This window comes from Shewanella avicenniae (assembly GCF_017354945.1).
Classification (GTDB): Bacteria; Pseudomonadota; Gammaproteobacteria; order Enterobacterales; family Shewanellaceae; genus Shewanella; species Shewanella avicenniae.
This window is the reverse complement of the sequence record NZ_CP071503.1, coordinates 476,351-501,821: the sequence shown is the minus strand read 5'-3', so window position 1 is coordinate 501,821 and position 25,471 is coordinate 476,351. Positions and strand designations below refer to the sequence as shown.

Genomic DNA, 25,471 nt, shown 5'->3' with positions numbered 1-25,471 from the left:
ACGGCGCAATTAAAAATCGGATTGCGCCGTAGTTGATGTCATCCCAAAAGGCACAACCTTTAGGTTTTGCCTTGTACCTTGCAACAAGAAAAACTGGGGAAAGTTAAAACGGCCGCGAATGCTATGTACATCAGCAAACGCATAATGCTGCGACACCTGATTAACTAACTCATTAATATCTTGAGAGTTTTGTACATAATGCTGAAGTTGGTTTAGCTCATCCAACACATACACATCAACTTGCGTGTCGTCTGGTTTCAAAAAATATTGCACCACGCCCTTCACAGCCACATCTCGAATAGATTGTGGTAAAGCATCCAGCCGAGGTAACGGCGTATCTCTAGTGTCAGCATCATTTAAGGACCCACGCATTACCTGCTGATAGAGCGAGCGGACATCGCTTAAATCGCGATAGCTAACGCCTTTATTATCGAAAAATACCCCATACCGTTTGTGCCGCAGTTGCAACGGCTGCACTAAAGTACGCTCATTATCTGCGCGGCGAATCAAAGTAACGACTTGAATGAGTAATTGCCGTAAATTGGATTCTAGCTGTGGCCGTGCTTTGGCGGACGCGCTGAATACTTCGATGTCAATTACGTCATTAGTTCGTTTTACACCGGCAGCAATATGCTGGATCGCCTCAAGCAACCCCAGCTCACGGCTAAAGTTATAGCTATGCCATTCGCCCCAGGAATTCTGAGTCAGAAGTTGCAAGCTGCCCATAAGAGAAATACGCCGCATCCCCACTGACAAAGGATTAATGCCTAGCAGATCCACCATGATGTCCTGCCCCAGCCACAGCTGTGACGGGTCATCTTCCAGATTGAGCAATAGGATAATCTTACGATAATGCCACGGCTGACACAGTTCGAGTTTCGATACGCGCCAATCACAACTGGATAAACTCGGCAGTAATCGATGTGCAGCTCGGGTTAGACGCCGACTCCGTCGACGGCTATTGCCAAACAAATACCACTGGGTTTTTTCATTGGCGATACCGTTAAGACTGGTCCAAGCCAGAATGGCGGCAATACTTTCGGCTTGATAGATCGCTACTTCACCCCAAAAATTTTTTGGCTCTGGTGCTAATCGATACAAGTAGTAACAGCCTTGGGTTTTACTGTGCACAATCGTTAAATTCGGCTCGGCAATAGAGCGGCTCCATAACGAATTGAGTCTTAAAATCTGCTGTTTATCTTCACTGAAATAGGTGTGCAGTTTGCGAGTTAACAACCCCAAGTCTTCAACTTTAAACGACTCACTCAAACGTTGATTAGATGCGAATCTCAATAAGGTTTGATAACTGGCGAGCATCAGTTGGTTGATCTGTTCGTTAAACCATTGCAACTCACCGCTATGCCAATGGTTACAGTTATCCAAGGTCACCACTAGACTATAAGGCCATTCCCAATCCCGCACTAACTTGCGCAAATAGTGAAAGCGCCAATCTTGGTGGGTGTGCGCATCACTTAAGCGAATGCCACACTTGAGATAAAAACAGCGACGAGCGATCTCCAATCGCCGTAAATCACCTAGCCTGAGTAGGTAGCGTTCAATCGCGAGATAAAGCTGCAGGTAGGGATCATTCTCGGTAGAAAAATTTTCCTGCTCAGTCAGATGCCAAATTTCCTCAGAGACTAAACGAGTGTCGGGATAATCACTGGCGTAGGCTTCCAACAGCAGTACTTTCAACAATGCCTTGTGTGGTTTTTCAATCCCTTTGTACAACTGCCACAACGATGCCCCAAAGTACTCACTGGCAGGCAGCTCTCGCATATCACCTAAATAAAGTAAGCGTTCTGGATCCGCCACACCTTCTGGCCACCACACTACGGGTTTACCCGCCAAGCGAATATGGCTGCGATAAAATTCATCCAACAATAACCAATGCTGGGCGCTGCCACTGTTTTCATGGCCCAGCACTTCCCACTCAGTGCAGGTTCGCTGCTGTTGCTGCAATTTGAAATGCTCAGGTTCCAGCAGATAGAAATTCACTTCAAAATCAAAACCAGCAAACCAGCGGGTTAACTGTTGAGCTTTTTGCCGTAATAACTGCACTTGGTCAGCGCTCAAATCAGCCTTGTGCACCAACCACACATCCACATCGCTTTTTGGATTTTGACCAAAGCTGGCGGTACTGCCCATGACGTACACACCTTCAATTAGCACCAGGTCTGATGTCGGCTCAATATAGGCCAACTTAAATCGTGCTAACGCTTTGGTGTGTTTGGGTTGAAGCGAAAAGTCGGCGATGCCAGATGGAGTGGACGGATGGTTATAACCCGGTAAATTAACATCGTGGCAATGGATAAGCACAGGCAGCAGGCTGAACAGCTGTTGTTGCTGCGGCGATAAAATTGCCTGCGCGCGCGCCAAGCGCACTCTGTTGAGTCGCTCCGCAGTATCAAAAAACTGCAGTTGGCGCTTGATCATCTATTGATACTCACTCCCTTGATTCAGTAATCACTAATGTTAACACGTCTATCACATCGAGCAAGCAATTGGGATGACGATCACATTTTCAACTAATTAACCTAATAGGGAAATGCAAAGATTGCGGGTTGGCTCGTGCTAATACGCGATTGGCAATGTTAGCATTGCCGCAATTACTTACATTACATAACTAACGGAACATTTCGAGCATGTCTGACAATCTTATTCGCATTGCAACTCGTAAAAGTCCGCTCGCCATGTGGCAGGCAGAATTTGTCAAAGCAGAATTGGAGCGCATCCATCCGGGCTTGCAGGTTGAGTTGTTACCAATGAGCACCAAAGGTGACATCATTCTTGATACTCCTTTGGCGAAAGTTGGCGGTAAGGGCTTATTCGTAAAAGAGCTGGAAGTGGCCATGCTCGAAGGCCAAGCGGATATCGCGGTACACTCAATGAAAGATGTACCTGTTGAGTTTCCAGAAGGCTTAGGTTTACAAGTGATTTGCAAACGTGAAGATCCGCGTGATGCCTTTGTTTCAAACACTTACAAATCACTCGCCGAATTACCACAAGGCGCTGTTGTTGGTACGTCAAGTCTGCGTCGTCAATGCCAACTGCGTGAAAGCCGTCCTGACTTAGTGATCAAAGATCTGCGGGGGAACGTGGGCACCCGTTTGAGCAAACTGGATGCTGGTGATTACGATGCGATTATCCTCGCGGCAGCGGGTCTTATCCGTTTGGAGCTGAAAGAGCGCATCACCAGCTACATCGAGACCTCTGAATCTTTGCCAGCAAACGGCCAAGGCGCAGTAGGTATCGAATGCCGCACTGATGACGAACGAGTAAAAGCTTTGCTCGCACCACTTGAACATAAAGAAACGCGTTACCGTGTGCTGGCTGAGCGCGCAATGAACACCCGCCTGGAAGGTGGTTGCCAAGTGCCTATCGGAGCATTTGCCGAAATCACTGGCGATGAAATGCTGCTGCGCGGTTTAGTGGGCAACCCAGATGGTTCTGAAGTGATCCGTGGTGAAATCACAGGTAAAACAGTTGATGCAGAAGCGCTTGGTATCGCACTGGCAGATGAACTGTTAGGCAAAGGTGCCAAAACAATTCTGCAAGCCGTTTACGGTAACTAATTCATCCATAAGATGAAAATCTTGCTGACTCGGCCTGATGGCCGAAACCAGTCGATGGCGGAATCCCTGACAGAACAAGGGATTCCGTTTTTAGTCACGCCATTATTGGCCGTGTCCGCCCTGCCGCAACCATCAACTGCACTGCTTGAATCTGCCGACATTCTGATCTTTATCAGTACAAACGCAGTCCAATACCTTACATGTTCGGCTGATGTGTTATCTGCTAATTGCCAAGTGTATGCCGTGGGTGATGCAACCTTACACGCATTGCAAAAACGTGACATCAAAGCGTTTGGTACGCCCGCAGATAACCAACAAACAGAAGGCTTGCTCACGCTCGCTGGACTGCAACCTGATGCGGTAACACATAAAAACATCGTGATCGTTCGCGGGGTTGGTGGTCGAGAAACGCTTGCCGAACAGCTCAGTAGTTTTGGGGCAAAGGTCAGCTACTACGAAGTTTACCGTCGTCACTGCCCAGAATATGACCGCCTCGCCATTATCAATGAATGGCAACAGTTCGGTATTGATACCATAATGCTCACCAGCGGTGAGGCCCTAACTAATCTTATTTCACTGACCAGCGAAGAAAATTTTTCTTGGCTGCAAGCATGTCATATCATAGTGCCCAGTATTCGAGTACAACAGCAAGCTCACGAAGCAGGACTAAGCTTCGTCGTCAACGCTGGTGCAGCCAATGATGCCGCAATGTTAAAGGCACTATCGCTGTAATCGCTGTTGCCTCTGGCCTTCTAATACCTAGGACAGTTATATGGACAACGAGAAATCTCAGCTGGAACGTTCCAACACTGAAGAGCAACTGCTCGAACATGCTGCCGAGCCAACGCTCACCCATGATGAGCCACAAGCAAATATCACTGAAACCCCTTTGGTTAAATCTGAGTCCACAACGCAATCTCACAGCTCATGGCTTCTCAAATTCTGCCTGTTTCTGGTTGCATTACTCGCATTCACTGGGCTCGGTGTTAGCTATTATCTGTACCAACAAATCACCGTGCAACAGCAGCAAAATGTGCAGTTGGCTGCCGATATTAATCAAGCAAAGTTAGCGCCAGAAGCTAAATTTTCCGCGTTAAATAACGCCTTACATGGTGCCGAGCAACAGCTGAGTCAATCCCGAAATGAGTTGGAAAAAATCAGTGAATCACAAGCACAACTGAACAGTAAAGTTGCCACGTTAGCACAACGTCACCCGGATCATTGGATGGCAGCCGAAGCTGAATACTTGGTGCGCATCGCAGGGCGTAAATTGTGGCTAGAAAAAGATCCGCAAACAGCAACCAGTTTACTGCAAGCCGCTGATGAACGTATCGCAGCGATGCAAGAACCGTCATTAGTGCCATTGCGTAAAGCGATTGCCGCCGATATTAATGCGGTCAGTGAAATTAAAAATGCGGATATTGCTGGCACCGTATTTACCCTCGATGGGATCATTAGCAAACTGGAAAAAATGCCGCTTAATAAACTTCAGCAAGCCGATGAACCCGCAGCTGATGATCAACGAGTGTCTAATTCGTTCAGTGATTGGCGTACTAACCTCGCCAAAACCTGGGAGGCATTAAAAGAGGATTTCTTTACCATCCGTAAAGTGAGTACCGATGTCACGCCATTGCTGTCGGCTAAACAAGAGTGGTACCTCGAAGAAAATATCCGCAATAAATTACTGCAAGCACAGCTCGCCCTCTATCAATACAATGAGTTGAACTACCGTCAATCAATCACCATGGCGCGCAAGTGGATCCAGCAATATTACGACTTAGATAATGACAATACTCAAGAGGTGTTGAAGAGTCTCGAAGCGCTGGCAAGCCTCAAACTTGATGCCATAAGCGTGCAACAATTTCAGTGCAGTAAATTGCTCAAACAGTTAGTCACCTACGGCAACCTCATGCCAAATGGGGAGGTAACTGAATGATACGGGTACTTTTTTATCTGCTCGTTATCTTAGCGGGCGCGCTGCTGAGTCCACTCATTGTCGGCAACAAGGGGTATGTTTACATCTCCTTTCTAGGCTGGCAGCTGGAAACCAGTGTTATCTTCGCCGTCATCGCGATGGTGGTCTTTTACGGTGCGTTGCAGCTCGTTGAGTGGCTAATTGTGGCGCTATTAAGATTGGTTTTGAATAGCCGCTATCTTCCGCAACGATGGCGCCGTAAAGCTGCGCGCAAACATACACTCGTTGGCGCGTTAGCAATGGCTGAAGAAAACTGGAGTGCCGCCGAACGGGCCATGCGCAAAGGGGCCGAGCAAGGCGAAATTCCGGTGCTCAACTATCTCGCAGCTGCACGTGCGGCACAGCATCAGTTGAAAACCGAAGAACGCGATGAATATCTCGATAAAGCAGCAGAGGTACCAGTTGCTTTTGAAGCGGTCACAGCAGCACGCACTCGCTATTTGTTACGCAGTGGTGACGTTGAAGCCGCTCGCGCTGAGTTGAATAAGCTGAAGCCGACCAGTAAAAGCAAGGCTCCACTGCTCAAGCTCGCTAAAGATGTTTATTTAGCACAACCGGACTGGACATCACTTAGAACCTTGTTGCCAGCGTTATTAAAGCGTCAAATCATCGATGAAAAACAGCAGCTTCAACTGACAATTACCTGTTGTACCAACCAACTCAAAACAACCAAAACCGTTGAAGAGCTCAATAACTGCTGGGGTTGGTTAAGCCGCCAAGAAAAGGCGCTTGATGATGTCATCGCTTGTTATGCATTGATGCTAAATACGTTAGAACAACACGCCGAAGCAATAAAAGTGTTAGCTAAACAATTAAAGCATGACACCAGTGATAGCGTTTACCATGCAATTGCCAAAATCATTACCACAGATGATGACAGCCTATTAAAGCAACTTCAGTCTCAACAGTTAAAATGTGACAATCGAATTGCTTATCAACGCTGCATTTCGGCGGCTTATGCGCAAAAACGAGATTTCACCGCACAACTTGCCGCTGTGAAAAAATTAACCGAGCTTGATCCTACCCACGCTCACTTTTTGGCATTGGCCAAAATTCATGAGCAACTCGCAAACCATCAAGCCGCTGCAGATGCATATAGAGCAGCAGCTACTACTATATAATTAGAATCAATCAGTTAACAACAAAGCTAGGAACATAGGCCCTATGTTCCTAGCAACCCCAGCTACATTTAGAAATATGCTTTACACAATTTTGTGACTATTATCACTCATCGTTATAAAATCTCGCCTTTATATTTCAAAAACTTCAAAACGTCAGTTTTTACACAAAGTTGAAACAAAAAATAATCACATCTAACTTTATCGCTATGTTTTGATTGAACTTTATATGGTGTCAAAAATTTGACCAACACAATGAATTCACCTAAAATTGTTAGACTAAACGGCATATTTTTACATTCCAAACACCAATGTAAATAACACTCTTTTGCATCACGGATGACTAAGAGTAAGCAGGGGCTCGTATGAATACTGTAACAATCTCGCAAGGCGGCAAAATCACTGGTCTGCAAGGCCAAATTTCAATTGTTGTCAATGGCTCAACACGTGCTCTCCAGGAAGGAGAAATCGTGCCAGCAGGAGCACAGTTAGTTATTGCCAATAACGCATCCGCTCAGATCGTTACCGATTCAGGTACTACCATGGCGTTAAATGATGCCGGTACGTCGCCACTCGCCGAAGCCCCTGACACAGTACCCTCAACTGAAGGTGGCTCAACAGGTGCAAATACACTAGATGCCGAAATCCAACAGCTTCAAGACTTAATTGCTGCGGGTGAAGATCCAACTGCAAATCTGCCAGAAACCGCCGCTGGTGGTAACCTAGCCAATCAAGGTGACTCAGGTTATGTCGCCCTCGATCGTGATGGTTCAGAAGTCATTGCAAGTTCTGGTTATGACACTGGGACTTTCAGTGTTAGCGCTACCACCACAGATACAACGCTGCCAACTTATGATGTTGCTGCTACTGCGGTAGATGACGTCAATACTATCGACGAAGACACTGTTGCGACCGGTAATGTGCTCGATAACGACACCGCAGCAGGCATTACATTATCAGTCACGACGTTCGAAGTAGAAGGCGGTAATTACGACGCTGGCAGTACAGCTACTTTAGAAAATGGGACACTCACCATCAACGCAGATGGTAGTTACACATTTACCCCAAATGAAAACTGGAATGGCACCGTTCCAACTATCACCTACACCACCAATGCGGGTGATAGCGCTACCCTGACAATTGTTGTTAACGCAGTACCTGATGACAGCGTTATTTCAACCGATACAGGCAGTGTGCAAGAAGATGTAGTGATTACAACTGGGGGCACGCTAACCGCCACCGACATAGATAATCCAGACCTAACTTTCTTGCCTAACACTGTCACCGATGACTACGGTACCTTCACCGTGGATGCGAATGGCGAGTGGAGCTATACCCTTAACAATGATGCCGACGCAGTACAAGCTCTAGGTTCTGGTGAAACCGTTCCACAAACCTTCACCGTAACCCTGTCTGACGGTTCGAACACCACTGTTGATATCACCATCAACGGCACGGATGACCTTCCTGTCATTTCAGATGATTCAGGCGCTGTAATTGAAGACACTGTGCTCAGTGCGGGCGGGACCTTAACCGCCACTGACGTAGATAACCCGGATTTAACCTTCGTGCCCAACACAGTCACCGATACTTACGGTACCTTTACTGTTGATACCAATGGCGTATGGAGCTATGTCCTCGATAACGACGCAGAAATTGTGCAAGCTCTGACGGCGGGTGAAGTTGTACCCCAAACTTTCACCGTAACCCTTTCTGACGGCTCAACCACCACTGTCGATATTACTATCACCGGCACCAACGACGTGCCAGTGATTGACCTTGAAGCCTCCGATGACAGCGGTTCTGTTCAAGAAGACCTGGTGCTCACCGCATCCGGCACCATTACAGCAAACGATGCCGATACTGGTGCAGTCCTGACCTTCTCCGGTGATGACACCGGCACCTACGGTAGCTTTGCGATTGACCCAACCACCGGTGAATGGACTTACACCCTTGATAACGCCAACCAACAAGCGCTGGCGCAAGGTGAATCTCACACTGACACCTTTACTGTCACTGTCACCGACGAGTTCGGCGGCGTAGCAACCCAAGAAGTGGTGATTACCGTTACAGGCACGAACGATGCACCCGTGATTAGCGCGGCCGTTGATACGGGCGACGTACAAGAAGACGGCGCATTGACAGCCACCGGTACCATCACTGCTGGCGATGTGGATAATGGCGCAGTGCTCACTTTCTCTGGCGATGACACCGGCACCTATGGTGGTTTCAGTGTCAACCCAACCACTGGCGCGTGGATCTACACCCTCAACAATGATGCAGTGCAGTTCTTAGCCGAAGGCGAAACCAGAACGGAAACCTTCACGGTCACGGTTACCGATGAGTTTGGGGCAACCGACACCCAAGATGTGACTGTCACCATTACCGGTACCAACGATCTTCCGATCATTTCTGAAGATTCGGGTGCTGTTATTGAAGATACTGTTCTCAGTGCCGGAGGCACCTTAACGGCTACTGACGCCGACAATCCGGATCTAGTTTTCGTGGCTAACAGCGTTACCGATCAGTACGGTACCTTTACTGTTGGTACAAACGGTGTTTGGACTTACGTTCTCAACAACGATGCAGACATTGTGCAGGCATTAAATGATGGTGAAGTGATACCACAAACATTTACGGTCTCACTGTCCGATGGTTCCACCACCACTGTAGATGTCACTATTACTGGTGTCGATGATGGTGTAACTCTCACAGGCCTTGATGCAGAAAGCAGCGAATTAACGGTAGCAGAAGCCAATCTTGAAACTGGCTCTTCACCTGACTTCGCAGCACTTACCAACTCGGGCAGCTTTAGCTTTGAAAGTGTCGATGGACTGCAGACACTTTCAGTGGGAGGTACGCCACTGACTTTGACTCAGTTACAAGGGCTAAGCGCAAGCACACCTGTGACTATCACAACGCTCTATGGCACCTTGACGCTCACCGGGTTTACTGGTGATGCCGCAGGCGGCACCGTCAACTACAGTTATACTTTGAACGCTACAGTCGACAATGACAGTGCTGCTGGCGCGACAAACTCTGCCTTTACAGACAGCATCAATGTTGTTGTTACAGATGAAGACAACAGCTCGATTAGCAACACCTTAGATGTTGTGATTACCGACGATGTTGCCACTGCCGTCAATGACACTGACACCATTGCGAGCAATGAAGCCAGCGTCAGCGGTAACGTCATCACCGCAACTGGCACTACCAATAGTGGCGCCGATACACTCGGCGCTGATGATGCGACATTAACCGCCATCACGAGCAATAACATCAGCACTAATATCGCCACCACCAACAGTGATGGTGCATTAGTGATCCAAGGACAATATGGTCAATTAACTATTGATGCTGATGGCGACTATACCTATGTCCGCACTGCAGGCTCAGCCGGTGGTCAAAATGATGTCTTTACCTACACCTTAACCGATGGCGATGGTGATACCGACACAGCCACCCTCACCATTGCGGTTGGCGATAGCACACCGACGGTCGTCATCCCTGACGCAGGCGGCAGCACTACGACGGTGAATGAAGCTGGCTTACCGGCACGCGATGGTGAACCTGCAGGCTCCAATGCTAGCAGCAATAGCGAAACCACTTCGGGCACCATTAGCTTTACCTCTGTCGATGGCCTCAGCGCAGTGTCGTTGGGAGGTCACGTACTGACAACCAGTCCGCAAACCTTCGCTGATGGACTGACAGCAAGCTACAGCTATGACGCCGCAACCGGTGCTGGCACCATTACCTACAGCTACACGCTGCAAGATAACACCAGTGGTGATAACACTTCGGTCTCGTTCGCTGTTGTGGTGACAGATGCCGATGGTGACCTATCACCAGCTGGCAACTTGGTTATCAACATCACCGACGATGTTGTCACTGCTGTCAATGACACTGACACCATTGCGAGCAATGAAGACAGCGTCAGCGGTAACGTCATCACCGCAACTGGCACTACCAATAGTGGCGCCGATACACTCGGCGCTGATGATGCGACATTAACCGCCATCACGAGCAATAACATCAGCACTAATATCGCCACCACCAACAGTGATGGTGCATTAGTGATCCAAGGACAATATGGTCAATTAACTATTGATGCTGATGGCGACTATACCTATGTCCGCACTGCAGGCTCAGCCGGTGGTCAAAATGATGTCTTTACCTACACCTTAACCGATGGCGATGGTGATACCGACACAGCCACCCTCACCATTGCGGTTGGCGATAGCACACCGACGGTCGTCATCCCTGACGCAGGCGGCAGCACTACGACGGTGAATGAAGCTGGCTTACCGGCACGCGATGGTGAACCTGCAGGCTCCAATGCTAGCAGCAATAGCGAAACCACTTCGGGCACCATTAGCTTTACCTCTGTCGATGGCCTCAGCGCAGTGTCGTTGGGAGGTCACGTACTGACAACCAGTCCGCAAACCTTCGCTGATGGACTGACAGCAAGCTACAGCTATGACGCCGCAACCGGTGCTGGCACCATTACCTACAGCTACACGCTGAAAGATAACACCAGTGGTGATAACACTTCGGTCTCGTTCGCTGTTGTGGTGACAGATGCCGATGGTGACCTATCACCAGCTGGCAACTTGGTTATCAACATCACCGACGATGTTGTCACTGCTGTCAATGACACTGACACCATTGCGAACAATGAAGCCAGCGTCAGCGGTAACGTCATCACCGCAACTGGCACTACCAATAGTGGCGCCGATACACTCGGCGCTGATGATGCGACATTAACCGCCATCACGAGCAATAACATCAGCACTAATATCGCCACCACCAACAGTGATGGTGCATTAGTGATCCAAGGACAATATGGTCAATTAACTATTGATGCTGATGGCGACTATACCTATGTCCGCACTGCAGGCTCAGCCGGTGGTCAAAATGATGTCTTTACCTACACCTTAACCGATGGCGATGGTGATACCGACACAGCCACCCTCACCATTGCGGTTGGCGATAGCACACCGACGGTCGTCATCCCTGACGCAGGCGGCAGCACTACGACGGTGAATGAAGCTGGCTTACCGGCACGCGATGGTGAACCTGCAGGCTCCAATGCTAGCAGCAATAGCGAAACCACTTCGGGCACCATTAGCTTTACCTCTGTCGATGGCCTCAGCGCAGTGTCGTTGGGAGGTCACGTACTGACAACCAGTCCGCAAACCTTCGCTGATGGACTGACAGCAAGCTACAGCTATGACGCCGCAACCGGTGCTGGCACCATTACCTACAGCTACACGCTGCAAGATAACACCAGTGGTGATAACACTTCGGTCTCGTTCGCTGTTGTGGTGACAGATGCCGATGGTGACCTATCACCAGCTGGCAACTTGGTTATCAACATCACCGACGATGTTGTCACTGCCGTCAATGACACTGACACCATTGCGAGCAATGAAGACAGCGTCAGCGGTAACGTCATCACCGCAACTGGCACTACCAATAGTGGCGCCGATACACTCGGCGCTGATGATGCGACATTAACCGCCATCACGAGCAATAACATCAGCACTAATATCGCCACCACCAACAGTGATGGTGCATTAGTGATCCAAGGACAATATGGTCAATTAACTATTGATGCTGATGGCGACTATACCTATGTCCGCACTGCAGGCTCAGCCGGTGGTCAAAATGATGTCTTTACCTACACCTTAACCGATGGCGATGGTGATACCGACACAGCCACCCTCACCATTGCGGTTGGCGATAGCACACCGACGGTCGTCATCCCTGACGCAGGCGGCAGCACTACGACGGTGAATGAAGCTGGCTTACCGGCACGCGATGGTGAACCTGCAGGCTCCAATGCTAGCAGCAATAGCGAAACCACTTCGGGCACCATTAGCTTTACCTCTGTCGATGGCCTCAGCGCAGTGTCGTTGGGAGGTCACGTACTGACAACCAGTCCGCAAACCTTCGCTGATGGACTGACAGCAAGCTACAGCTATGACGCCGCAACCGGTGCTGGCACCATTACCTACAGCTACACGCTGCAAGATAACACCAGTGGTGATAACACTTCGGTCTCGTTCGCTGTTGTGGTGACAGATGCCGATGGTGACCTATCACCAGCTGGCAACTTGGTTATCAACATCACCGACGATGTTGTCACTGCCGTCAATGACACTGACACCATTGCGAGCAATGAAGACAGCGTCAGCGGTAACGTCATCACCGCAACTGGCACTACCAATAGTGGCGCCGATACACTCGGCGCTGATGATGCGACATTAACCGCCATCACGAGCAATAACATCAGCACTAATATCGCCACCACCAACAGTGATGGTGCATTAGTGATCCAAGGACAATATGGTCAATTAACTATTGATGCTGATGGCGACTATACCTATGTCCGCACTGCAGGCTCAGCCGGTGGTCAAAATGATGTCTTTACCTACACCTTAACCGATGGCGATGGTGATACCGACACAGCCACCCTCACCATTGCGGTTGGCGATAGCACACCGACGGTCGTCATCCCTGACGCAGGCGGCAGCACTACGACGGTGAATGAAGCTGGCTTACCGGCACGCGATGGTGAACCTGCAGGCTCCAATGCTAGCAGCAATAGCGAAACCACTTCGGGCACCATTAGCTTTACCTCTGTCGATGGCCTCAGCGCAGTGTCGTTGGGAGGTCACGTACTGACAACCAGTCCGCAAACCTTCGCTGATGGACTGACAGCAAGCTACAGCTATGACGCCGCAACCGGTGCTGGCACCATTACCTACAGCTACACGCTGCAAGATAACACCAGTGGTGATAACACTTCGGTCTCGTTCGCTGTTGTGGTGACAGATGCCGATGGTGACCTATCACCAGCTGGCAACTTGGTTATCAACATCACCGACGATGTTGTCACTGCTGTCAATGACACTGACACCATTGCGAGCAATGAAGACAGCGTCAGCGGTAACGTCATCACCGCAACTGGCACTACCAATAGTGGCGCCGATACACTCGGCGCTGATGATGCGACATTAACCGCCATCACGAGCAATAACATCAGCACTAATATCGCCACCACCAACAGTGATGGTGCATTAGTGATCCAAGGACAATATGGTCAATTAACTATTGATGCTGATGGCGACTATACCTATGTCCGCACTGCAGGCTCAGCCGGTGGTCAAAATGATGTCTTTACCTACACCTTAACCGATGGCGATGGTGATACCGACACAGCCACCCTCACCATTGCGGTTGGCGATAGCACACCGACGGTCGTCATCCCTGACGCAGGCGGCAGCACTACGACGGTGAATGAAGCTGGCTTACCGGCACGCGATGGTGAACCTGCAGGCTCCAATGCTAGCAGCAATAGCGAAACCACTTCGGGCACCATTAGCTTTACCTCTGTCGATGGCCTCAGCGCAGTGTCGTTGGGAGGTCACGTACTGACAACCAGTCCGCAAACCTTCGCTGATGGACTGACAGCAAGCTACAGCTATGACGCCGCAACCGGTGCTGGCACCATTACCTACAGCTACACGCTGAAAGATAACACCAGTGGTGATAACACTTCGGTCTCGTTCGCTGTTGTGGTGACAGATGCCGATGGTGACCTATCACCAGCTGGCAACTTGGTTATCAACATCACCGACGATGTTGTCACTGCCGTCAATGACACTGACACCATTGCGAGCAATGAAGACAGCGTCAGCGGTAACGTCATCACCGCAACTGGCACTACCAATAGTGGCGCCGATACACTCGGCGCTGATGATGCGACATTAACCGCCATCACGAGCAATAACATCAGCACTAATATCGCCACCACCAACAGTGATGGTGCATTAGTGATCCAAGGACAATATGGTCAATTAACTATTGATGCTGATGGCGACTATACCTATGTCCGCACTGCAGGCTCAGCCGGTGGTCAAAATGATGTCTTTACCTACACCTTAACCGATGGCGATGGTGATACCGACACAGCCACCCTCACCATTGCGGTTGGCGATAGCACACCGACGGTCGTCATCCCTGACGCAGGCGGCAGCACTACGACGGTGAATGAAGCTGGCTTACCGGCACGCGATGGTGAACCTGCAGGCTCCAATGCTAGCAGCAATAGCGAAACCACTTCGGGCACCATTAGCTTTACCTCTGTCGATGGCCTCAGCGCAGTGTCGTTGGGAGGTCACGTACTGACAACCAGTCCGCAAACCTTCGCTGATGGACTGACAGCAAGCTACAGCTATGACGCCGCAACCGGTGCTGGCACCATTACCTACAGCTACACGCTGCAAGATAACACCAGTGGTGATAACACTTCGGTCTCGTTCGCTGTTGTGGTGACAGATGCCGATGGTGACCTATCACCAGCTGGCAACTTGGTTATCAACATCACCGACGATGTTGTCACTGCTGTCAATGACACTGACACCATTGCGAGCAATGAAGCCAGCGTCAGCGGTAACGTCATCACCGCAACTGGCACTACCAATAGTGGCGCCGATACACTCGGCGCTGATGATGCGACATTAACCGCCATCACGAGCAATAACATCAGCACTAATATCGCCACCACCAACAGTGATGGTGCATTAGTGATCCAAGGACAATATGGTCAATTAACTATTGATGCTGATGGCGACTATACCTATGTCCGCACTGCAGGCTCAGCCGGTGGTCAAAATGATGTCTTTACCTACACCTTAACCGATGGCGATGGTGATACCGACACAGCCACCCTCACCATTGCGGTTGGCGATAGCACACCGACGGTCGTCATCCCTGACGCAGGCGGCAGCACTACGACGGTGAATGAAGCTGGCTTACCGGCACGCGATGGTGAACCTGCAGGCTCCAATGCTAGCAGCAATAGCGAAACCACTTCGGGCACCATTAGCTTTACCTCTGTCGATGGCCTCAGCGCAGTGTCGTTGGGAGGTCACGTACTGACAACCAGTCCGCAAACCTTCGCTGATGGACTGACAGCAAGCTACAGCTATGACGCCGCAACCGGTGCTGGCACCATTACCTACAGCTACACGCTGCAAGATAACACCAGTGGTGATAACACTTCGGTCTCGTTCGCTGTTGTGGTGACAGATGCCGATGGTGACCTATCACCAGCTGGCAACTTGGTTATCAACATCACCGACGATGTTGTCACTGCCGTCAATGACACTGACACCATTGCGAGCAATGAAGACAGCGTCAGCGGTAACGTCATCACCGCAACTGGCACTACCAATAGTGGCGCCGATACACTCGGCGCTGATGATGCGACATTAACCGCCATCACGAGCAATAACATCAGCACTAATATCGCCACCACCAACAGTGATGGTGCATTAGTGATCCAAGGACAATATGGTCAATTAACTATTGATGCTGATGGCGACTATACCTATGTCCGCACTGCAGGCTCAGCCGGTGGTCAAAATGATGTCTTTACCTACACCTTAACCGATGGCGATGGTGATACCGACACAGCCACCCTCACCATTGCGGTTGGCGATAGCACACCGACGGTCGTCATCCCTGACGCAGGCGGCAGCACTACGACGGTGAATGAAGCTGGCTTACCGGCACGCGATGGTGAACCTGCAGGCTCCAATGCTAGCAGCAATAGCGAAACCACTTCGGGCACCATTAGCTTTACCTCTGTCGATGGCCTCAGCGCAGTGTCGTTGGGAGGTCACGTACTGACAACCAGTCCGCAAACCTTCGCTGATGGACTGACAGCAAGCTACAGCTATGACGCCGCAACCGGTGCTGGCACCATTACCTACAGCTACACGCTGCAAGATAACACCAGTGGTGATAACACTTCGGTCTCGTTCGCTGTTGTGGTGACAGATGCCGATGGTGACCTATCACCAGCTGGCAACTTGGTTATCAACATCACCGACGATGTTGTCACTGCCGTCAATGACACTGACACCATTGCGAGCAATGAAGACAGCGTCAGCGGTAACGTCATCACCGCAACTGGCACTACCAATAGTGGCGCCGATACACTCGGCGCTGATGATGCGACATTAACCGCCATCACGAGCAATAACATCAGCACTAATATCGCCACCACCAACAGTGATGGTGCATTAGTGATCCAAGGACAATATGGTCAATTAACTATTGATGCTGATGGCGACTATACCTATGTCCGCACTGCAGGCTCAGCCGGTGGTCAAAATGATGTCTTTACCTACACCTTAACCGATGGCGATGGTGATACCGACACAGCCACCCTCACCATTGCGGTTGGCGATAGCACACCGACGGTCGTCATCCCTGACGCAGGCGGCAGCACTACGACGGTGAATGAAGCTGGCTTACCGGCACGCGATGGTGAACCTGCAGGCTCCAATGCTAGCAGCAATAGCGAAACCACTTCGGGCACCATTAGCTTTACCTCTGTCGATGGCCTCAGCGCAGTGTCGTTGGGAGGTCACGTACTGACAACCAGTCCGCAAACCTTCGCTGATGGACTGACAGCAAGCTACAGCTATGACGCCGCAACCGGTGCTGGCACCATTACCTACAGCTACACGCTGAAAGATAACACCAGTGGTGATAACACTTCGGTCTCGTTCGCTGTTGTGGTGACAGATGCCGATGGTGACCTATCACCAGCTGGCAACTTGGTTATCAACATCACCGACGATGTTGTCACTGCCGTCAATGACACTGACACCATTGCGAGCAATGAAGACAGCGTCAGCGGTAACGTCATCACCGCAACTGGCACTACCAATAGTGGCGCCGATACACTCGGCGCTGATGATGCGACATTAACCGCCATCACGAGCAATAACATCAGCACTAATATCGCCACCACCAACAGTGATGGTGCATTAGTGATCCAAGGACAATATGGTCAATTAACTATTGATGCTGATGGCGACTATACCTATGTCCGCACTGCAGGCTCAGCCGGTGGTCAAAATGATGTCTTTACCTACACCTTAACCGATGGCGATGGTGATACCGACACAGCCACCCTCACCATTGCGGTTGGCGATAGCACACCGACGGTCGTCATCCCTGACGCAGGCGGCAGCACTACGACGGTGAATGAAGCTGGCTTACCGGCACGCGATGGTGAACCTGCAGGCTCCAATGCTAGCAGCAATAGCGAAACCACTTCGGGCACCATTAGCTTTACCTCTGTCGATGGCCTCAGCGCAGTGTCGTTGGGAGGTCACGTACTGACAACCAGTCCGCAAACCTTCGCTGATGGACTGACAGCAAGCTACAGCTATGACGCCGCAACCGGTGCTGGCACCATTACCTACAGCTACACGCTGCAAGATAACACCAGTGGTGATAACACTTCGGTCTCGTTCGCTGTTGTGGTGACAGATGCCGATGGTGACCTATCACCAGCTGGCAACTTGGTTATCAACATCACCGACGATGTTGTCACTGCTGTCAATGACACTGACACCATTGCGAGCAATGAAGCCAGCGTCAGCGGTAACGTCATCACCGCAACTGGCACTACCAATAGTGGCGCCGATACACTCGGCGCTGATGATGCGACATTAACCGCCATCACGAGCAATAACATCAGCACTAATATCGCCACCACCAACAGTGATGGTGCATTAGTGATCCAAGGACAATATGGTCAATTAACTATTGATGCTGATGGCGACTATACCTATGTCCGCACTGCAGGCTCAGCCGGTGGTCAAAATGATGTCTTTACCTACACCTTAACCGATGGCGATGGTGATACCGACACAGCCACCCTCACCATTGCGGTTGGCGATAGCACACCGACGGTCGTCATCCCTGACGCAGGCGGCAGCACTACGACGGTGAATGAAGCTGGCTTACCGGCACGCGATGGTGAACCTGCAGGCTCCAATGCTAGCAGCAATAGCGAAACCACTTCGGGCACCATTAGCTTTACCTCTGTCGATGGCCTCAGCGCAGTGTCGTTGGGAGGTCACGTACTGACAACCAGTCCGCAAACCTTCGCTGATGGACTGACAGCAAGCTACAGCTATGACGCCGCAACCGGTGCTGGCACCATTACCTACAGCTACACGCTGCAAGATAACACCAGTGGTGATAACACTTCGGTCTCGTTCGCTGTTGTGGTGACAGATGCCGATGGTGACCTATCACCAGCTGGCAACTTGGTTATCAACATCACCGACGATGTTGTCACTGCCGTCAATGACACTGACACCATTGCGAGCAATGAAGACAGCGTCAGCGGTAACGTCATCACCGCAACTGGCACTACCAATAGTGGCGCCGATACACTCGGCGCTGATGATGCGACATTAACCGCCATCACGAGCAATAACATCAGCACTAATATCGCCACCACCAACAGTGATGGTGCATTAGTGATCCAAGGACAATATGGTCAATTAACTATTGATGCTGATGGCGACTATACCTATGTCCGCACTGCAGGCTCAGCCGGTGGTCAAAATGATGTCTTTACCTACACCTTAACCGATGGCGATGGTGATACCGACACAGCCACCCTCACCATTGCGGTTGGCGATAGCACACCGACGGTCGTCATCCCTGACGCAGGCGGCAGCACTACGACGGTGAATGAAGCTGGCTTACCGGCACGCGATGGTGAACCTGCAGGCTCCAATGCTAGCAGCAATAGCGAAACCACTTCGGGCACCATTAGCTTTACCTCTGTCGATGGCCTCAGCGCAGTGTCGTTGGGAGGTCACGTACTGACAACCAGTCCGCAAACCTTCGCTGATGGACTGACAGCAAGCTACAGCTATGACGCCGCAACCGGTGCTGGCACCATTACCTACAGCTACACGCTGCAAGATAACACCAGTGGTGATAACACTTCGGTCTCGTTCGCTGTTGTGGTGACAGATGCCGATGGTGACCTATCACCAGCTGGCAACTTGGTTATCAACATCACCGACGATGTTGTCACTGCCGTCAATGACACTGACACCATTGCGAGCAATGAAGACAGCGTCAGCGGTAACGTCATCACCGCAACTGGCACTACCAATAGTGGCGCCGATACACTCGGCGCTGATGATGCGACATTAACCGCCATCACGAGCAATAACATCAGCACTAATATCGCCACCACCAACAGTGATGGTGCATTAGTGATCCAAGGACAATATGGTCAATTAACTATTGATGCTGATGGCGACTATACCTATGTCCGCACTGCAGGCTCAGCCGGTGGTCAAAATGATGTCTTTACCTACACCTTAACCGATGGCGATGGTGATACCGACACAGCCACCCTCACCATTGCGGTTGGCGATAGCACACCGACGGTCGTCATCCCTGACGCAGGCGGCAGCACTACGACGGTGAATGAAGCTGGCTTACCGGCACGCGATGGTGAACCTGCAGGCTCCAATGCTAGCAGCAATAGCGAAACCACTTCGGGCACCATTAGCTTTACCTCTGTCGATGGCCTCAGCGCAGTGTCGTTGGGAGGTCACGTACTGACAACCAGTCCGCAAACCTTCGCTGATGGACTGACAGCAAGCTACAGCTATGACGCCGCAACCGGTGCTGGCACCATTACCTACAGCTACACGCTGCAAGATAACACCAGTGGTGATAACACTTCGGTCTCGTTCGCTGTTGTGGTGACAGATGCCGATGGTGACCTATCACCAGCTGGCAACTTGGTTATCAACATCACCGACGATGTTGTCACTGCTGTCAATGACACTGACACCATTGCGAGCAATGAAGACAGCGTCAGCGGTAACGTCATCACCGCAACTGGCACTACCAATAGTGGCGCCGATACACTCGGCGCTGATGATGCGACATTAACCGCCATCACGAGCAATAACATCAGCACTAATATCGCCACCACCAACAGTGATGGTGCATTAGTGATCCAAGGACAATATGGTCAATTAACTATTGATGCTGATGGCGACTATACCTATGTCCGCACTGCAGGCTCAGCCGGTGGTCAAAATGATGTCTTTACCTACACCTTAACCGATGGCGATGGTGATACCGACACAGCCACCCTCACCATTGCGGTTGGCGATAGCACACCGACGGTCGTCATCCCTGACGCAGGCGGCAGCACTACGACGGTGAATGAAGCTGGCTTACCGGCACGCGATGGTGAACCTGCAGGCTCCAATGCTAGCAGCAATAGCGAAACCACTTCGGGCACCATTAGCTTTACCTCTGTCGATGGCCTCAGCGCAGTGTCGTTGGGAGGTCACGTACTGACAACCAGTCCGCAAACCTTCGCTGATGGACTGACAGCAAGCTACAGCTATGACGCCGCAACCGGTGCTGGCACCATTACCTACAGCTACACGCTGAAAGATAACACCAGTGGTGATAACACTTCGGTCTCGTTCGCTGTTGTGGTGACAGATGCCGATGGTGACCTATCACCAGCTGGCAACTTGGTTATCAACATTACCGACGATGTTGTATTTACTACACCTGAAGCTTCTACAGGCACGAATGCTGCGGATTCTAGCTATACAAATACTCTTAATATCATCGGTGCGGACGGCCCATATTCATCAAGTTTGACGGATAATATTGCTAGTTGGTCAGCCACGAATAGTTTTGCGGCATCTGAACTCACAGCGAACGGTAAAGTTGTTTATTACTTTGTTGATGAATCTAATCCAAATATCCTATACGCGTATACATCTAACGAAGACACCGTAACTGAGTTCTCAAGTAAAAATGCAAGTCAGATTCTGATTTTTACCTTAACAACTGACCCAACGGCAGCAAATGCTGACGGAAGTATTGGCTCTTATACGTTAGATCTCGTTCATAGCATTGATAAGTTAAGTACTATTGATATTGCTGACTTGGAAGGTGGTAAAGGTGGTATCAGTGGAACTGTTTATGTGACCTACGATTCGGACACAGCAACCTATGCCATTTATAACGATCCCGTCAAGGTGCCTTCTGACCAAGAGGTTTCATTCGTACTTTCAGGTCTCGCAGGAGCTGATCGACATTATGAAGAGGTCAATGGCACGGACAACGGTTTTGGTGTGTCAAATCCATGGGTTTCTGGTGACGAAGTTCTTGTCGTTGATTATACGCAACATGTTGCGTCAGCGAGCTTTAACTTCATAGTAGGCAATAATGACCCAACAGCTATTTATTACGAAGCTTATGATAGTAACGGTGTTCTTTTGGGCTATGGCTATATTGAGTCAGGACATGTAATTAGCGATTTGGGGGCTATTTCCTACATTGAATTAAGTGCTGTGGATGGGCAGTCTTTCCAACTGCGGGGCACATCTGCACAAGAAATTGTCAGCACTACAGAAGCTGTAGATCTAGCATTTAATGTTGATGTAACTGATAGTGATGGCGATGCTAATGAAGGTACAATTGATATCACACTTGCCGCACCATCCACGGTAATACCAACGGCGATTACCTCATATGCACTTGCCACCGTTTCTGCAACTGGATTGGAAGTTAGCGAGGATACTAGCGAATTAGATACGCAATCCTTGAGATTCAAAGCGGGTAGTAGCACGTTAGAGAATTTTACCTTTGGTCATACCGACACGATTCATATTGAAAGTACATCCGGTAAAGAACTCAATTTGAATTGGACTGTAAGTTCCGACGGCCAAACATTATACGGCAGCATGGGAAATGGTAATGGCAACCCTGTTATCGAACTCACGTTATCCGGTAGTGCCATCGCCGCTGGCAGTGAAGGTAACATCTCGGTCAATGTTAAATTGATAGGTAACTTACCAGGCAATCTTGATGTTTCTGACCTAGTCATTACCGACATTTCAGTATTGGGCTCTGATGGTACATACACTGTAGCGTCATCAATGGATGTTGCTGTGTTGCCAGCAAATACCACAGTTGTGTCTGAAGAAGCTCTGCCGGAAGGTGTTGTTGACGACTCAAGCGCTGTGAGCGCTGTATCTTCTGGTGTAATAACATTAATGGACGTTCAAACTAACGGCCTCACAGTCCAGTATATTGGTGGGAGAATTGCTGTTGGCAACGAAACTGTTAACTGGGACGACGGATGGGATTCTGACAATCTCACCCTTACTGGCTCAGTCGATGGTGATGCGGTGATTACCATACAACTCATTGCACCTACTGACGGCAGTGACGAGTGGACTTACACTGTGACATTGCTCAGCGCCATTGACCACCCAGAAATCAACGTCGAAGACAGTTTAGATCTGCAATTCTTGATAAGCGGTATTGATAACAACCGAGAAGCTATCAATAGTAGTTTCAGCGTTACTGTTGAAGATGACTCACCAGTCATTAGTAGTGATGAATCTGTTGTAGTAACGGGTACCGATATTCCGACAGTTCTCAACGGCAGTTATGCCTTAACTAATTTTGCTGGTTCAAGATCGCTCATTGATTTTGATGGTTTTACTATTACGGCGAAAGGTTTTACAGATTCAACAACTGATGAAGCATCATTAGCAAGTGCGTCTATATATGGCACTAACGACGGTATTGGTGTTAACAGTATCGGTGGTTCTAGCAGCGGATTCTCAAACGAAGTTGATTTTCGCTACACTAGCGATACTGATACCAGCGGAGTATCTGAACAACTCATCATCACATTAGATGAAGGGACAATCGCCTATGGTCTAGACATCGACTTCACCAAGTTTTACGTCAAAGAAGGAACCAATGAAGGCGAAGTTGCCATCATTGAGTTCTGGCGCGATGGTGAATTAGTTGAGACTCAAACAGTTACTGCCGCTAACTCTACTGGCAATGACAATGCAAGCTTCAGCGCCATCACAGGAGGATTTGACACCGTTATTATTAAGGCCGCCAGCAACGGCAATACTGGTACAGGTGACAACAGTGACTTTACCGTAAGCAACATAGAATTTACTGGTACAGAAGACACTGCAATAGGCTATGCCTCTGGTGATGTGGACTTCGCTTGGGGTGCCGATGGTGCCGGTACTCTAAAATTGCTGGGTATCGATGAGTCGCAACTATTCACAACAAATGGCGTAGAGGTAAAGGTAGAGGTTTCACAAAATGGGAATACCATTACAGCTACAACGGCTGGAGACCCTAGCGATTTGGTATTCACCTTACAATTCACCCCAAGTACCGGACATTGGGATTTCTACCAATATCAACTGATTACAGGAATAGGTGACCACACTATAGATTTCAATGTTGGTATCACTGATGCTGACGGTGACACTGCTATCGCTGACATTTCTGTTACGCCGGCGATTAATCTGAATGTCATTGAAGGAACTCATGGTGATAATGAAATCAGCGGTAATAGCGATGAAGATATTATTATTGGCGATCTAGACGGACTGACCGTTGTTCCAGGGCAAAGCTACAACATCGCCTTTATGGTGGATACATCCGCTAGTATCAGCTCACAGTCACTTTCACAAATGAAAGCGCAACTCACATTAGTTTTTGAATCACTACTGTCAAGTGCAGTTCAGAATGGTGGCGTTGTAAATCTATTACTGGTCGATTTTGATACTCAATCTCGCAGCCAAGTTTCAGTTACCTTAACTAGCGAAGATGTTGATAAGAACGGTATTCCCGATGCGTTAGACAAATTATCGGCCGAACTATTAAGTATGCAGAGCGGTGGTAGAACCAACTACGAGAGTGTGTTTGACAGTGCTGCACATTGGTTTAATGACCAAAATGCTAGTTACAGTAATCTTGCTTATTTTATTACTGATGGCAGCCCGAATACTTATACTAAAAATAACGGTTCAACAGCCCAAGACAATACAAAAGCATTAAACCAAGCTATTGATGCATTTGACTATTTCAAAGAGAATGGAATCACTGTTAACGCTATTGGCCTAGGTAGCCAAATTAACAATAGCCTGCTTAACAGTTTTGTTGCGAATGGAGGAACGGTCCAGACAGGTGTTGATACGCACGCACTCGCTCAAGCCATTATGGGGTCATCTGAAACACTGTTGCCTGGCTCTGATGCCATCAATGGTAACAATGGCAATGACATCATTTTTGGTGATGCTATTCATTTAAGTGGTATAGCCGGACAAGGTTTCAGCGCCATTCATGATTATGTCGCAAATGCTCTGAACCAGGCCAGCGTGTCAGATTTGGACATCCAACAGTATATTCTTGGTCACACCGCGGAATTTGATATTTCTGGAGTCAATGATCAAGGGGATGTTCTCAATGGCGGCTCAGGAAGTGATGTCATCTTTGGACAAGGTGGAAACGACATTATTGATGGTGGAGCCAATAGTGATGTATTGCTCGGTGGCGAAGGCAATGACTTACTATATGGAGGCCAAGGTAATGACATTCTTACCGGTGGCAGCGGTATAGATACTTTCGTTTGGGTAGCTGGTGATACAGGAACAGACGTCATTACTGACTTCTCTATCAGTGAAGGTGATAAGCTCGATATAAGTGATCTGTTGCAATGGAATGGTAGCGATGACTTGGGAAGTTATCTCGGCTTTATTGTCGATCAGGCCAATAGTACCGTAACTATTGAAATTGATGCAGATGCTGATGGGCACGTTGACCAATCAATAGTACTTAACGGCGTTAATATGAGTGGCACAGATAATGATGTTATTAATAGTTTATTATCGAGCGATGGACCGCTTATTGTGCAAACTGACGCATCAGGCGAAAGCAACTCATATGCAACTACTGATAGCTTCGATGATCTAAGTAGCCGAATCACTCATCATCCATAATTGGTAACTTATTAAATATCCAAGAAAACTCCGGTAGCATCTTTGCTACCGGAGCATCTTTGGTAAATACTTTACCTATCAGTTCATGTTTAAAGGATTAAC

6 protein-coding genes are annotated in these 25,471 nt (G+C 49.3%); 5 read left to right on the top strand and 1 reads right to left on the bottom strand.

What is annotated here, in order from left to right:
* Positions 1-9: 9 nt before the first annotated feature.
* On the bottom strand, positions 10-2,433 hold the full coding sequence (locus JYB87_RS02115) for a class I adenylate cyclase (RefSeq protein WP_207356574.1): 2,424 nt from the start codon (positions 2,431-2,433) through the stop codon (positions 10-12).
* Between the two features lie 212 nt (positions 2,434-2,645).
* Between JYB87_RS02115 and hemC the strand changes: the two genes are divergently transcribed.
* The 5 genes from hemC to JYB87_RS02090 all read left to right on the top strand — a co-directional run bounded on the left by hemC (position 2,646) and on the right by JYB87_RS02090 (position 25,369).
* Entirely contained in the window at positions 2,646-3,575 is a 930-nt protein-coding gene (hemC, locus tag JYB87_RS02110) for a hydroxymethylbilane synthase (RefSeq protein ID WP_207355269.1), read from the top strand.
* Positions 3,576-3,587: 12 nt separating this feature from the next.
* Positions 3,588-4,307, top strand: a complete 720-nt coding sequence (locus tag JYB87_RS02105; protein WP_207355268.1) for a uroporphyrinogen-III synthase — start codon at positions 3,588-3,590, stop codon at positions 4,305-4,307.
* A 40-nt stretch (positions 4,308-4,347) separates the two neighbouring features.
* Positions 4,348-5,511, top strand: a complete 1,164-nt coding sequence (locus tag JYB87_RS02100) for a uroporphyrinogen-III C-methyltransferase (RefSeq protein WP_207355267.1) — start codon at positions 4,348-4,350, stop codon at positions 5,509-5,511.
* The gene (locus tag JYB87_RS02095) at positions 5,508-6,671 is read left to right on the top strand and encodes a heme biosynthesis HemY N-terminal domain-containing protein (protein WP_207355266.1); all 1,164 of its coding nucleotides are present in this window, start codon (positions 5,508-5,510) and stop codon (positions 6,669-6,671) included. The genes JYB87_RS02100 and JYB87_RS02095 overlap by 4 nt, the downstream gene beginning before the upstream one ends.
* A 362-nt stretch (positions 6,672-7,033) precedes the next feature.
* Positions 7,034-25,369, top strand: a complete 18,336-nt coding sequence (locus JYB87_RS02090; protein WP_207355265.1) for a VCBS domain-containing protein — start codon at positions 7,034-7,036, stop codon at positions 25,367-25,369.
* Positions 25,370-25,471: the final 102 nt, after the last annotated feature.